General features: G+C 42.3%; 17 protein-coding genes. 12 read left to right on the forward strand and 5 right to left on the reverse strand.

Annotated elements, in window-relative coordinates; translation table 11 throughout:
- The first annotated feature begins 105 nt into the window (after nucleotides 1-105).
- The 7 genes from MOF34_RS15065 (at nucleotide 106) to MOF34_RS15095 (ending at nucleotide 5,369) form a co-directional block, all read left to right on the forward strand.
- Entirely contained in the window at nucleotides 106-276 is a 171-nt protein-coding gene (locus tag MOF34_RS15065; RefSeq protein ID WP_003225588.1) for a YpmA family protein, read from the forward strand.
- 8 nt (nucleotides 277-284) lie between these two features.
- On the forward strand, nucleotides 285-770 hold the full coding sequence (tseB, locus tag MOF34_RS15070; RefSeq protein WP_268400681.1) for a cell wall elongation/penicillin-binding protein regulator TseB: 486 nt from the start codon (nucleotides 285-287) through the stop codon (nucleotides 768-770).
- A gap of 22 nt (nucleotides 771-792) precedes the next feature.
- The gene (gene aspB, locus MOF34_RS15075) at nucleotides 793-1,974 is read left to right on the forward strand and encodes an aspartate transaminase AspB (RefSeq protein ID WP_019714751.1); all 1,182 of its coding nucleotides are present in this window, start codon (nucleotides 793-795) and stop codon (nucleotides 1,972-1,974) included.
- A gap of 140 nt (nucleotides 1,975-2,114) precedes the next feature.
- Complete coding sequence (gene asnS / locus MOF34_RS15080) at nucleotides 2,115-3,407, forward strand: asparagine--tRNA ligase (RefSeq protein ID WP_268400682.1); 1,293 nt, start codon at nucleotides 2,115-2,117, stop codon at nucleotides 3,405-3,407.
- Between the two features lie 94 nt (nucleotides 3,408-3,501).
- Entirely contained in the window at nucleotides 3,502-4,200 is a 699-nt protein-coding gene (gene dnaD / locus MOF34_RS15085) for a DNA replication protein DnaD (protein WP_268400684.1), read from the forward strand.
- 18 nt (nucleotides 4,201-4,218) lie between these two features.
- Entirely contained in the window at nucleotides 4,219-4,878 is a 660-nt protein-coding gene (gene nth, locus MOF34_RS15090; protein ID WP_003225594.1) for an endonuclease III, read from the forward strand.
- A complete protein-coding gene (locus MOF34_RS15095; RefSeq protein WP_268400685.1) occupies nucleotides 4,875-5,369 on the forward strand; it encodes a YpoC family protein in 495 nt (164 codons plus the stop codon). The genes nth and MOF34_RS15095 overlap by 4 nt, the downstream gene beginning before the upstream one ends.
- Before the next feature lie 73 nt (nucleotides 5,370-5,442).
- Here the strand turns inward: MOF34_RS15095 and MOF34_RS15100 are convergent, their stop codons facing one another.
- Nucleotides 5,443-8,214, reverse strand: a complete 2,772-nt coding sequence (locus MOF34_RS15100) for a PBP1A family penicillin-binding protein (RefSeq protein ID WP_268400686.1) — start codon at nucleotides 8,212-8,214, stop codon at nucleotides 5,443-5,445.
- Between the two features lie 21 nt (nucleotides 8,215-8,235).
- Nucleotides 8,236-8,856, reverse strand: coding sequence for a Holliday junction resolvase RecU (gene recU / locus MOF34_RS15105; protein ID WP_268400687.1), 621 nt, complete (start codon nucleotides 8,854-8,856; stop codon nucleotides 8,236-8,238).
- A 40-nt stretch (nucleotides 8,857-8,896) separates the two neighbouring features.
- Between recU and MOF34_RS15110 the strand changes: the two genes are divergently transcribed.
- Nucleotides 8,897-9,859, forward strand: coding sequence for a DUF2515 domain-containing protein (locus tag MOF34_RS15110; protein WP_268400688.1), 963 nt, complete (start codon nucleotides 8,897-8,899; stop codon nucleotides 9,857-9,859).
- Nucleotides 9,860-9,883: 24 nt separating this feature from the next.
- Here the strand turns inward: MOF34_RS15110 and sspM are convergent, their stop codons facing one another.
- A complete protein-coding gene (sspM, locus tag MOF34_RS15115) occupies nucleotides 9,884-9,988 on the reverse strand; it encodes an acid-soluble spore protein SspM (protein WP_003225606.1) in 105 nt (34 codons plus the stop codon).
- 198 nt (nucleotides 9,989-10,186) lie between these two features.
- On the opposite strand from sspM, the gene MOF34_RS15120 reads away from it, so the two are divergent.
- Both MOF34_RS15120 and MOF34_RS15125 read left to right on the forward strand, forming a co-directional pair.
- Entirely contained in the window at nucleotides 10,187-10,432 is a 246-nt protein-coding gene (locus tag MOF34_RS15120) for a DUF5446 family protein (protein ID WP_019714744.1), read from the forward strand.
- Between the two features lie 45 nt (nucleotides 10,433-10,477).
- On the forward strand, nucleotides 10,478-10,849 hold the full coding sequence (locus MOF34_RS15125; protein ID WP_019714743.1) for a YppE family protein: 372 nt from the start codon (nucleotides 10,478-10,480) through the stop codon (nucleotides 10,847-10,849).
- A 39-nt stretch (nucleotides 10,850-10,888) separates the two neighbouring features.
- On the opposite strand, the gene MOF34_RS15130 is transcribed toward MOF34_RS15125, so the two are convergent.
- The gene (locus MOF34_RS15130; RefSeq protein WP_268400689.1) at nucleotides 10,889-11,077 is read right to left on the reverse strand and encodes a YppF family protein; all 189 of its coding nucleotides are present in this window, start codon (nucleotides 11,075-11,077) and stop codon (nucleotides 10,889-10,891) included.
- Between the two features lie 184 nt (nucleotides 11,078-11,261).
- Here MOF34_RS15130 and MOF34_RS15135 point away from each other — a divergent pair, with 184 nt between their 5' ends.
- Complete coding sequence (locus tag MOF34_RS15135; protein ID WP_268400690.1) at nucleotides 11,262-11,630, forward strand: YppG family protein; 369 nt, start codon at nucleotides 11,262-11,264, stop codon at nucleotides 11,628-11,630.
- A 20-nt stretch (nucleotides 11,631-11,650) separates the two neighbouring features.
- Here the strand turns inward: MOF34_RS15135 and MOF34_RS15140 are convergent, their stop codons facing one another.
- A complete protein-coding gene (locus MOF34_RS15140; protein WP_268400691.1) occupies nucleotides 11,651-12,073 on the reverse strand; it encodes an Hsp20/alpha crystallin family protein in 423 nt (140 codons plus the stop codon).
- 139 nt (nucleotides 12,074-12,212) lie between these two features.
- On the opposite strand from MOF34_RS15140, the gene MOF34_RS15145 reads away from it, so the two are divergent.
- Nucleotides 12,213-12,719: a PTS sugar transporter subunit IIA gene (locus MOF34_RS15145; RefSeq protein WP_268400692.1), complete on the forward strand. Its 507-nt coding sequence runs from the start codon at nucleotides 12,213-12,215 to the stop codon at nucleotides 12,717-12,719.
- Nucleotides 12,720-12,791: the final 72 nt, after the last annotated feature.

Below are 12,791 nucleotides of genomic sequence, written 5' to 3' on the forward strand. Positions count from 1 at the left end.
ATGGTGTTTTATTTAAAAGCGGTTTTGCCGCTCTGTGATACTAGTATGGCGTGTCCTGGAATGGAGTATGACTAACAATATTTGTTCAAACTGGAGGATGAAAATATGGAAAGCAAAATCGAAATACTTTCAACAATTAATGTAGAGCATTCTGATGACCTGTATAAAATTGTAGACACACTGAATCGGACACTGAAAAGAGACAACCTGATGTTCGGCCTTGCGCTGGATGAAGAAAACAAAAACCAAGCCGTTTTTACCATTTATCGTACGTAGGTGAGAAGATGAGAAAAAAAGCATTAATATTTACCGCCATTTTTGGTATTATTTTTTTAGCAGTACTTCTTGTCTCGGCAAGTATTTATAAAACAGCCATGGCACAAAAGGAAGAGGGGCACGAAGCAGCAGCTGCTGAAGCTAAAAAAGGAACCGATCTCGCCAACGTTGATCAAGTCGAAACATTTGTCGGAAAAGAAAAATATTATGTTGTAAAGGGAACGGACAAAAAAGGCACCACATTATATGTCTGGGTTCCTGCTGATAAAAAAGCAAAAATTCTCTCAAAAGAAGCAAAAGAGGGTATCTCGGAAGACAAAGCGGCAAAAATCATACAGGATGAAGGCCTGGTTTCAAAGCAAAAAGAGGTTCACCTGGCAAGAGAAGGAAATGTCCTGCTTTGGGAAGTGACGTACTTAGACAAAGAAGGTCAATACAGTTTAAGTTATGTGGACTTTACAACTGGAAAGATTCTCAAAAATATCACGCCTTAAGACGAATTAGGGGGAGTTCAAGTTGAAACTGGCAAAAAGAGTATCCGCATTAACACCATCTACCACACTGGCAATCACGGCGAAAGCAAAAGAACTGAAAGCGGCAGGCCATGATGTCATCGGCTTAGGAGCAGGCGAACCTGACTTCAATACACCGCAGCACATTATTGATGCCGCTGTACGTTCAATGAACGAAGGCCATACGAAATACACGCCTTCAGGTGGTCTGGCTGAACTGAAAAACAGCATTGCAGAGAAATTTAAACGTGACCAGAATATTGAATACAAACCGTCTCAAATTATTGTCTGCACTGGTGCCAAACACGCGCTGTATACCCTTTTCCAAGTGATTTTGGATGAAGGAGATGAAGTCATTATTCCAACGCCTTACTGGGTAAGCTATCCGGAGCAGGTGAAACTCGCTGGCGGAAAGCCTGTTTATGTAGAAGGCCTTGAGGAAAATCATTTCAAGATTTCTCCTGCACAGCTGAAAAATGCGATCACAGATAAAACAAAAGCGATCGTCATTAACTCTCCAAGCAACCCGACTGGTGTCATGTATACGGAAGAAGAATTGGCAGCGCTTGGTGAAGTGTGCCTTGAACATGACATCCTGATTGTGTCTGATGAAATTTATGAAAAACTTACATACGGCGGAAAGAAACACGTTTCCATTGCACAGCTGTCTGACAGTCTGAAAGAGCAGACGATTATTATTAATGGCGTGTCGAAGTCACATAGCATGACGGGCTGGAGAATCGGTTATGCAGCTGGTTCTGAAGACATTATTAAAGCGATGACGAACCTTGCAAGCCACAGTACGTCAAATCCGACATCAATCGCACAGTACGGAGCGATTGCTGCCTATAACGGGCCTTCTGAGCCATTGGAGGAAATGAGAGAAGCATTTGAACATAGATTAAATACAATCTATGCACAGCTCGTAGAAATCCCTGGGTTCAGCTGTGTGAAGCCAGAAGGTGCTTTTTACTTGTTCCCGAATGCAAAAGAAGCAGCCCAATCTTGCGGTTTCAAAGATGTTGATGAATTTGTTAAAGCGCTTCTTGAGGAGGAAAAAGTTGCGATTGTTCCTGGATCTGGCTTTGGCTCTCCTGATAATGTCCGTCTGTCTTACGCAACATCATTAGAGCTTCTTGAAAAAGCGGTTGAAAGAATCAAGCGTTTTGTCGAAAAACATAGCTAACAGTTAAAAAGCGGCTGAGAGAAAAGCCGCTTTTTATCTGCATTGACCCGGTTAGTTAAGAGCGGGTATAATAAAGTGATGATAATAGAGTTCGGGGCACTGGGCTTCCGAATGTCTTTCTTGTTTTGGAGGGAAATATGTTGAAAACAACAATCAACCAAGTGTACAAGCACGTAGGTGAGGAAGTAATGATCGGAGCTTGGGTCGCTAATAAGCGTTCAAGCGGGAAAATCGCGTTTTTACAACTGCGGGACGGTACTGGATTTATTCAAGGTGTCGTAGTCAAAGCGGAAGTGGAAGAAAGCATTTTCCAAACAGCTAAATCAGTGACGCAGGAAACGTCACTCTATATAAAAGGGATTGTCAAAGAGGACGAGCGTTCCCCGCTTGGTTATGAACTAGCTGTGACAGGTATTGAAGTTATTCACGAAGCGACTGATTACCCAATTACGCCAAAAGAACACGGCACGGAATTTTTGATGGATCACAGACATTTATGGCTGCGTTCAAAACGCCAGCATGCGATCATGAAAATCCGTAATGAAATCATTCGCGCGACTTATGAATTCTTTAATAACGAAGGCTTCGTAAAAGTGGATCCTCCGATTCTGACTGGAAGCGCGCCTGAAGGAACAACAGAGCTCTTTGCGACAAAGTACTTTGATGAAGATGCTTACCTGTCTCAAAGCGGTCAGCTTTACATGGAAGCTGCGGCAATGGCTTTAGGAAAAGTATTCTCCTTCGGACCGACATTCAGAGCGGAAAAGTCCAAAACAAAGCGCCACTTGATCGAATTCTGGATGATCGAACCGGAAATGGCGTTTGTAGAATTTGAAGAAAACCTTCAAGTACAGGAAAATTACGTTTCATTCATCGTGCAATCCGTTCTTAAGAATTGCAAAATCGAATTAAACACACTAGGAAGAGACACGTCAAAACTTGAGCAAATCAAAGCTCCGTTCCCAAGAATCACGTATGACGAAGCGATTGATTTTCTGAAAGAAAAAGGCTTTGATGATATCGAATGGGGAGATGACTTCGGAGCGCCTCATGAAACAGCGATAGCCGAACACTATGACAAACCTGTTTTCATCACCCGCTACCCGATTGCCTTAAAACCGTTTTATATGCAGCCTGCTTCTGACCGTGATGATGTCGTGCTTTGCGCCGATCTGATTGCGCCGGAAGGCTATGGAGAAATTATCGGCGGATCTGAACGGATTCACGATATGGAACTTTTGGAAGCTCGTCTTAAAGAACATGGACTGGATTCTGACGCATATAAATGGTATGCTGAACTTAGAAAATATGGATCAGTTCCTCATTCCGGCTTCGGCCTTGGATTAGAGCGGACAGTAGCTTGGATCAGCGGAGCGCCTCACGTTCGTGAAACCATTCCATTCCCAAGACTATTAAACCGTCTGTATCCGTAATACATTCAAATGAAACAAGAAAAAGAGTCTCCTGCAAGGGAGACTTTTTACAGTAAAGGGGAAATCGTGATCCTTTACAGTAAGAGGTGTGACAATGAAAAAACATCAATTTATTGACATGCAGGAGCAGGGAACGTCAACAATCCCTAATCTTCTGCTCACGCATTTTAAACAGCTCGGGCTTAATGAAACAGAACTTATCCTGCTGTTAAAAATCAAAATGCATTTAGAAAAAGGCTCTTATTTTCCTACACCGAATCAGCTGCAGGAAGGTATGTCAATTTCTGTTGAGGAATGCACAAACAGATTACGGATGTTCATCCAAAAAGGTTTTCTGTTTATTGAAGAATGCGAAGACCAAAACGGCATCAAATTTGAAAAGTACTCTCTTCAGCCTTTGTGGGGCAAGCTGTACGAGTATATACAGTTTGCACAGACTCAAACACAGGAAAAAAAAGCAGAAGGGGAACAAAAAAGCCTTTATACCATTTTTGAGGAAGAGTTCGCCAGACCCTTATCACCTTTGGAGTGTGAAACACTGGCCATTTGGCAGGACCAAGATCAGCACGACGCACAGCTGATTAAACACGCGTTAAAAGAGGCTGTACTCTCAGGAAAACTCAGCTTCCGCTACATTGACCGGATTTTATTTGAGTGGAAGAAAAACGGGCTGAAAACTGTAGAGCAGGCTAAAATTCACAGCCAAAAATTCCGGAAGGTACAAGCAAAACAGAATGAACCGCAAAAAGAGTATAAAAGGCAGGTTCCTTTTTACAATTGGCTTGAACAATAAAGTGAAAAGGTGACAATCGTGTTAAATCTAAAACAAATTGAATTCTGTCTAGACAAGATAGGCGACATGTTTCCCCACGCAGAGTGTGAACTGGTTCATTCCAATCCTTTTGAATTAGTGGTGGCAGTCGCTTTATCTGCGCAATGTACAGATGCACTTGTAAACAGAGTGACCAAAACATTATTTCAAAAATATAAACGGCCGGAAGACTATTTGGCTGTTTCGCTGGAAGAGCTTCAGCAGGATATTAAATCAATCGGTTTGTATCGTAATAAAGCGAAAAACATTCAAAAACTGAGCAAAATGATTATTGAAGATTACGGCGGAGAAGTGCCGCGAGACCGTGATGAGCTTGTCAAACTGCCAGGTGTCGGAAGAAAGACTGCCAACGTCGTGGTATCCGTTGCCTTTGGCGTGCCGGCCATCGCCGTAGATACCCATGTGGAGAGAGTCAGCAAGCGTTTGGGAATCTGCCGTTGGAAGGACTCGGTGCTGGAAGTGGAAAAGACATTGATGCGCAAGGTTCCGAAAGAAGACTGGTCCGTTACACATCACCGGCTTATTTTCTTCGGCAGATATCACTGTAAGGCCCAGTCACCGCGCTGTGCGGAGTGCCCGTTGCTTTCTCTTTGCAGAGAAGGGCAGAAGAGAGATAAAAAAGGACTGGTGAAACGATGACGCAAGCGAAAGAAGTGTTGGCTTCCTATGAGCAATACTTGCGCAGTCTTGGCCAGTTGAGCTCCTCGGATATGAAAGAAGTCTTACGGGACAATCCTGTGTATTTTGATTTCTGCACGGAATCTCAAGGCGTTTTGCCGTGGGAGGACAGTGGAAAGTATGTTCCGCTTTTATTTAATGTGTGGGATGACATTAAAGAATTACTCCTCCCAGTCTTTCAAACACGAAAATCGAGATGCGACCAAAACGATATGCTGAGGGGCATTGTGTGTTTGCTGGCTTCGCTTCATTGGACAGCAGGTGAGCGGGTGAAATCGCTTGATTGGGCAGAACTGACGGAGAAACCATTCCCTGCAAAGCCGATCAATTGGGCGGAACGAGTAGAATTTATTCTTCAAAAGCCGACCCAATACCATTGCTTTATTCAGCTTGATGAGCTATTTGCTGAAATGAAAAAGCATTTTTATAAATACCATGCGATGAATCGATAAAACCTCTCCATAATAGGGGAGGTTTTTTATTATGAAGAAAAAAGCCATCACCCAAAAGGTGATGGCTTTTTGTTTAATTTGTTTTTTCATTTGTTGATGATGAGTTCGTTTGTGTTTTGTTTTTATTTGTTTCAGAGCCTGATGATCGATTCGTATCTGAGTTCGTATCACCATCCGACGTATCCTGATTGTTGTTGCTGTTATTATTGTTATTGTTTTTGTTGTTATTGTTATTGTTTTTGTTGTTATTGTTATTGTTAGGGTGATCTTGGTTGCTGTTGTCGGACGGATTGGTGTTCGTGTTGTCTTGTTTATTGTCTTGGTCGTTTGTTGAATCATCTGTCTGATCTTGATCTGTCTGACTGTCATCTGTTTGAGAATCATCAGTCTGTGTGTCATCTTGAGTCTTCTCATCATCTTGATTTTCATCATCCGTTTGTTGCTGATCTTCTTTGTCTTCATCATCTTCAGCTTTCGGCACTTCGTAGGATGTGGAAGCTGTACTTTTGCCATCATCACTGACGGCTGTTACTTCGAATTTGTATACAGCTCCTGGCTGCACACCCGAAATGACTGCCTCTTTTGCAGAGCTGTTTTGAATTTCTGAGTAGCTGCCGCCATCAATAGATTGCTTCACAGCAAAGGTCGCATCTCCGTCGTATTTCCAGCTTAATGTCAAAGATTGATTGTCTTTATCATATTTCACGCGTAAACCAGACAGTTTTTCTGTTTCTTCTTTTTCTTTTTTCTCATAGGTTTTAGAAACAGTAGAAGGAGCTGTGCCTTTTACAAAGTACTCTGTGAGCTTTTTATCGCTTGGCGTATTTGGCCCTGCCAGTTTTGCCGGGTTAGAGCCTTTTTCTACAGTGGCTTCCACTACGCTGTCAGGCTTCTCAAATGATCCGCTTCCGTCATCGACATCGGCAATGATCTGGGCGAAGATGCGCTTTGCAACTTTTTGTTCTTCAGTTGAAAGAGATTTCTTTCCAGCTTCGTTTTCTCCCATACCCGTCCAGACAGCTGCTGTATATTGCGGTGTGTAGCCGACAAACCAAGAATCTCGGGCACCGTCGCTTGCGATATTATGCCTTTGGACTTCACTTTCATCAAAGTTTGTTGTCCCTGTTTTTCCTGCGACTTCCACACCGGGTACTTGTGCAAGCTGTCCAGTACCTGTCTTAACAGCTGTTTTCAGCATATCTGTAATCATAAACGCAGTATAATCGCTCATTGCTGATTTTGATTTCGGTGTTAAGTCAAGCTTTGTGCCATCGTTGAATTCAATCGATTTCACAAAATGCGGTGCATTATACGTTCCGTTATTTCCAAACGCGCTGTATGCGCCAGCCATCGTCAGTGAAGAGACACCAACATTGCCTTTTCCGAATCCACCAATAGAATAGGATTCATATACGGTATCTTTATCTAATCCCAGTCCAAGTCCATTGGCAAAGTCAACCGCAGCATCTTTTCCGACTGCTTGGAATGCTTTTAAAGCCGGGATATTACGAGATTGTGCCAGCGCTTCACGCATAGACATGAGCCCTTTATAGGAGCGGTCAAAGTCTCGGATAGGTGTTCCATCCGAATACGTGTAAGCTGAGTCATCAATTTGCTCATAGGTAGACCATTTTTTATTTTCAATAACTGGACCGTAGTCGAGAATGGGTTTAATGGTAGAACCAGGCTGTCGCTGAGCTTGAGTGGCGTAATTGTAGCCCCCAACAGTAGAATTTCTACCGGCACCAATCGCGCGGACTTCTCCGGTTTTTGTATCGAGAAGCGTAACGCCGCCCTGCATGCCTTCAGTAAATCCGACAGTGTCTCCGTTCATTAATTCATCTAGTCTGTCTTGCGCTGTAGTATCTAATGTCGTATAAATCTTTAATCCGTCAGTGCCTGGATTGACATCAGATTTTTCTTCAATTTCTTTCATGACTTCTTCCACAAACGCGCTGTACTTGTTTGAATTGTTTTTTTCATATTCTTTTTGTGAAACGACGCCTTCATCTTTCATTGCCACATTTTTGGCTTTATTATATTGAGAGTCAGAAATAAATCCTTGCTTTTTCATGAGACTGAGTACGATGTTCCGTCTTTTTTCCGCTTTATCCGGGTTTTTAACGGGATTGTACGCTGTCGGGCTTTGCGGCATACCCGCAAGTGTCGCAGCTTGTTCCACAGTCAATTTGCTTAAATCTGTGACGCCGAAAAATTCTTCCGCCGCTTTTCCGATTCCGTAAGCTCTAGGAGAAAAATAAATCCGGTTTAAATACATTTCTAAAATTTCATCTTTAGAGTAATTGCGTTCAAGCTGAATCGATAGCCAAACTTCCTGCACCTTCCGTTTCAGCGTCTTCTGATGAGAAAGAAGGGAGTTCTTGACGACCTGCTGTGTGATCGTACTTCCGCCTTCAGCCCCGAAGCCATCTGTAAAGTTAGCGACTAAGGCACCTCCGATACGGACAGGGTCAATCCCGTGGTGCTCATAAAAACGGGCGTCCTCTGTCGCAATAAAGGCTTCTTTTACAACATCGGGAATTTCATCTATCGAGACGTAGGTCCGCTTTTCGGAGCCGTATTCAGCGATTTCTTCTCCATTTTTATCATAAATTGTCGATGAATAAGGCGTCTTCAATTTGTTTTCGTCTAGTGATGGGGCATCTGAAACCATGACGGCAAATGTTACCACACCGCCGACTACACCTAAAACAAACAGAATGAGTAGAGTGAAAAGGGTCTTTTTAAACAATCCGCCTTTTCGTTTCTTGCCTTTTTTCGGTGAAGGCCTCGATTTGCTATTCGCTTTTCGTCGAGCTTCACGGCTGTTAAATTGATCTGACATAACATCTCAACCTTTCGTTAATCAACCTTTCGCACTAGATGTTGGCGAAAAATAAAGCTGTTCAATAATACTAATATAATCAATTCTAGGTGCGTATCCAAGAGAAATCGGATAGGCTGCTTCCTCTAACTCATCTTTTCGAATTGATTTTCTGCCGTTTTTTTCTTTTCTGTCCCAGAAATAAAACAGCTTATCGGCTTCCAAAAAATAAACCTGGTCGAAAGCGGATATAATAACAAAACAAATACCGTCTTGAGCCTTTACCTGCTTCATATGCTCAATTTGATGGTCATGGAAATTCTGCAGGGGGAAAGAGGTCTTGTTTTTCGTTTCTTTCGCCTCAAAATCAATATACCGCCCTTTGTAAATCCCGTTATAATCTGTTGTCGATGATTGTTTAAAGTAAGCTTCTTTAATCACTGCGGCGCTTCTTTTTGGATAATGGACATCTACAATTTGAACAGGTGTCGGCTTTTTGTGTATAACGGCAATTTGGTTTGTCAGATAATACTTATTCGTTTCGTTTAAGTCATCTTCGAGGGTCATTCCGCGATTACTGTAAGACGGGGCCCTTTTCTGACTGTATTGGGATGAAACCGAATGTTTCGGTTGGAATGTTTTTCCGTTAGGATACCGAATCACTTTCTCATCCTCCTTATTAAACTATTCATGACGGAAGTGAATGAACGTGCAAGAACAACAGACCATCAGAAAGCTTCTGAGCCGGATTGAGCGGCAGACAAAATCAAAAAACGCAGATAATATTTCAAGAACGAACGCATATAAAACGTTTTATGACCGTCATCCGGAAATTAAATGGTCGCTTTTGGCATCCTTTGTTTCTCGCAATGCCGGCTGGTCAATGACTGACTTAAAAGGCAGTCTGTTTCAGCTTGGACTCCGTGAGGGACAGCAAAAGTGGTTCTTCTTAGCCTATGAAAGAGCGAACTGGCTTATTTTTTCGGATGCCTATCCGCAGCTTCTATTGTACCACTGGTCAAAAAAAATCGGGAAACCGCTGTTCCATCACCTGCATGTGTTTGGCGTCTCACATTTTATGACGGAAGAATGGACCCGTTTTTGGCATGAGCGAAACACGGAGCGGCTGATGTATGCTCTCATTATAAATGAACAAAACACTATCCAAACACCTATTATACAAAATCCTTCGTTTAAAAAGAATGTTTTTGACACGATTCCTTTTTATTTAAGTGATTGGTTTCATTTTAACACGGTTATTTTTCCTTCTTCAGACGGGTTTCTTTACGGTATTTCAGTGAAACGCTTTTCAAAGACAGAGGAAAGGGTAAGACTGGGAAAGCAGCTGTCTCAATTGCTGTTCAGTCCGGAATTGTTCTCCTCTTTTTATCAATTTTTGCACACAGTGCCGCATACAGGCTCCCGTTTTGATATGGAAAAAATGATCGGGATCACAAAAAGAACATCTCCTATGTTAAGGACATGCTATCCTGAGGTAATCCACTCATTAGACGGAGAGAAAACAGATTGGTTTCATGGAAAGATAAAGAAAGCGTTCTTTAGGCGTGAGGAATTGCCGAAGCAGATTGAATTGACAGACTGGTATTTACAAAAAAAACGCCAGCTTCATGCCCTTTTTGCGGTGGAGCATTGGCTGAAAAAATAAAGAAGCAAGGAATTTCCTTGCTTCTTACGTAGAAGGGCGGTTCGGGCCGCCTAGTTTTTTATCTAAAGAATCAATTGCTTTTGATTCAGTCTTTTTTTGCTGGCCGGCTTTTTTCGGTCTTGTTTTCATACGGCACCTCCTCACAAGTATCGTTTGCAATAAGGGAGAGGATCATACAATTTTTGCGGGTGTTTCTGTCGAAAACTTCAGCTTTTCGTGGAATGCCTGTTTGTTTGGCGATTTGCTTCTAGTTTTGTCATGAGGAAGGAAAGAGCCTGAAGAGCAAAGAATGTTAACCGGGAGAGACGAGGAAAGGGAGGTACACGAATGTCCGGTTACGTAAGCAAAACAGATATTCTCCGTATGCTTTCTGATATAGAAGATGAATTAACCCGAGCTGAGCAAAGCATAAATCATTCTTTAATGGCCTTTGAGGCTGAGATGAGGGAAACGGAAAACGATCGCTTGAGTGTGCTTGAAGAAGAACTCATGGACCTTCAGATTTGTATAAACGAGCTGTGCCAATCGCCTCAACACAGGTATGCGTTTGAAAAGGTATACCGCATCGGCTGAATTTGCGAGAGAAATTTGGTACGATAAGCATTGAGGTGAAGGGTATTGCAATCACAAACGTTGCTGGAAATGACCGAGCAAATGATTAAAGCTGCTGAAAAAGGTGCGGATCGATATCATGAAGGAAAAGACAGTGATCTTTCTTATGATTTTTTTGAGACGATAAAGCCTGCAGTAGAAGAGAATGATGATCTGGCGGCACGCTGGGCGCAAGGGGCGCTTGAATTCATAAAAGCCCGCCGTCCGAAATATGTGCATAAAGAGCAAATCGAGACCGTAAAGGATAATTTTCTGGAGTTGGTCCTTCAATCATATGTTCATCATATTCATAAAAAACGATTCAAGGACATTACTGAGTCAGTCCTTTATACATTGCACGCAGTAAAGGATGAAATGGCAAGAGAAGACAGCCGGTAAAGGCTGTCTTCTTTTAGGTTTGTTATAGGGGGCCGGACGTTAATTCAACTCATATGCCGGGCTTTCTGCTCCATTTGCTTCGAGAACCTTCATACTGTTACGAAACTCAGTTGTGCTGAGATGTCCTTGAATATAGAGGAACTTGGCAAAGTCCATCAGTTTATTCATACAGTGTGTTTCATATTTCTTCATTTCTGCAAAACGTTTGCTTAAGTATGATACGTTCATTATGGTGCATCCCCTCTCATCTGTATTGAAAATATGGTACCATAATGATTCGACTTTTTTCTGTTTTTAAAAAATTTAAACTTTCGACACAATTTGACAAACGCGAATCAGGACCTGTGACACAAACAATAGATTTCATTCATACATATATAGAAGAAACATGTAGAGTTTAGGGGGAATCGCAATGAACAGGAGTTCTCAGAGCTATCCTCGGCAAATGGGCTATTATGATCCTCAGCAAATGCAGGGACATTATCAGCAGTTTTCACCTGGGCAATACTTCCCGCAGCATCATTATGGGCAGCAGGAATATTATCAGCCGTATGCTCCGAATCAGTCTATGCCTATGCAGCCGCCTGTATTTTCTAACCCTTATCCGATCCCGAGGCCTAATCAGCAGCAGCCCACACAATTCCAAAATATTATGTCGCAGTTCAAAAAAGCCAACGGGCAGTTTGATTTTAATAAAATGATGGATACGACAGGTCAAGTGATGAGTGCAATGAATCAGGTCGGATCTTTAATAAAGGGATTTACTAGCTTTTTCAAATGATAGAAGCATGAATGAATCGTTCATTCATGCTTATTTTTTGGAAAGAAAAGTGTCATTGTCTGCTCGTTCCAAGATGTTTCCATGTCTTCTTGGTGTACTTCATAAGGCAGCTGGACTGTTCTCGTCATGCTTGTAAAAGTAGCCTCATTTTGCTGTTTCTGTTTCTCTTGGAGTGTTACATTCAGATACCGCGATCTACTATCAACGGCAATCTCGCCATCACGAAACGTAGCTGGAATGGCAATATCAACATACAGCCCGGTATCTCTTTCTCTGACATGTATAGTCGTCTGTACATCCTTAACACTCGAGTTGATCAGGTTTTGAAATCCGTTTAATAGGTTGCCGAATGCTGAGGATTGAAAAAGATGATCCATCGCCTCCGTAATTATTTTTTCTTCTTTCTTTTGCAACTCGTTCTTTTTGTCATCATTGAATTCCAAATCTGCCACCGCCTTTTTTTTATCCAGATTATGCGCCTATGCCAGATGTTGTTATAAATTGAAGCGAAATTGAAAGTGTGGTTAAATAGTGGTGAATGAAGGGATAACGGTTGAAGCGAATGAGAAGGGAGAAAACACATTGCTGAAAAAATTATTCGGAATGGGCAAAACTCAGGAAAAAGTGACAGAAGAGGTTATTTATTCTCCGGCAGACGGTACGGTAATGGACCTGACAGATGTGCCGGACCCTGTTTTTTCACAAAAAATGATGGGGGAAGGAATAGCGGTGGAACCCTCAAACGGTGAAATCGTTTCACCTGCTGAAGGTGAAGTGATTCAGATTTTCCACACCAAACACGCCGTTGGCATTCGGACTCGCTCGGGCATTGAGCTGTTAATTCATGTTGGGCTGGAAACGGTCAATATGAATGGAGAAGGGTTTACTGCCCACATCAAAGAAGGGGACAAGGTGAAGGTCGGTGACCCGCTGATTACGTGTGATTTGGAATTGATAAAAGAAAAAGCGAGCAGTACAGTCATCCCGATCGTTATTATGAATGGTGAGGCTGTAGGATCAATTGTGCCGGCAGGCGAAAAGGCTGCCAGCAAAGGTGAAACAAAGCTCCTTACAATAAAAGCGAAATAAGCAGGGCGTATGCCTTGCTTTTTTTGTTCGATTGTATAAAATTTGCACCTAGCCATGCAAACAAATATTCGG

The sequence above is a fragment of the Bacillus sp. T17B1 genome, from assembly GCF_026796395.1.
In the GTDB taxonomy this organism is placed as follows: domain Bacteria; phylum Bacillota; class Bacilli; order Bacillales; family Bacillaceae; genus Bacillus; species Bacillus spizizenii_A.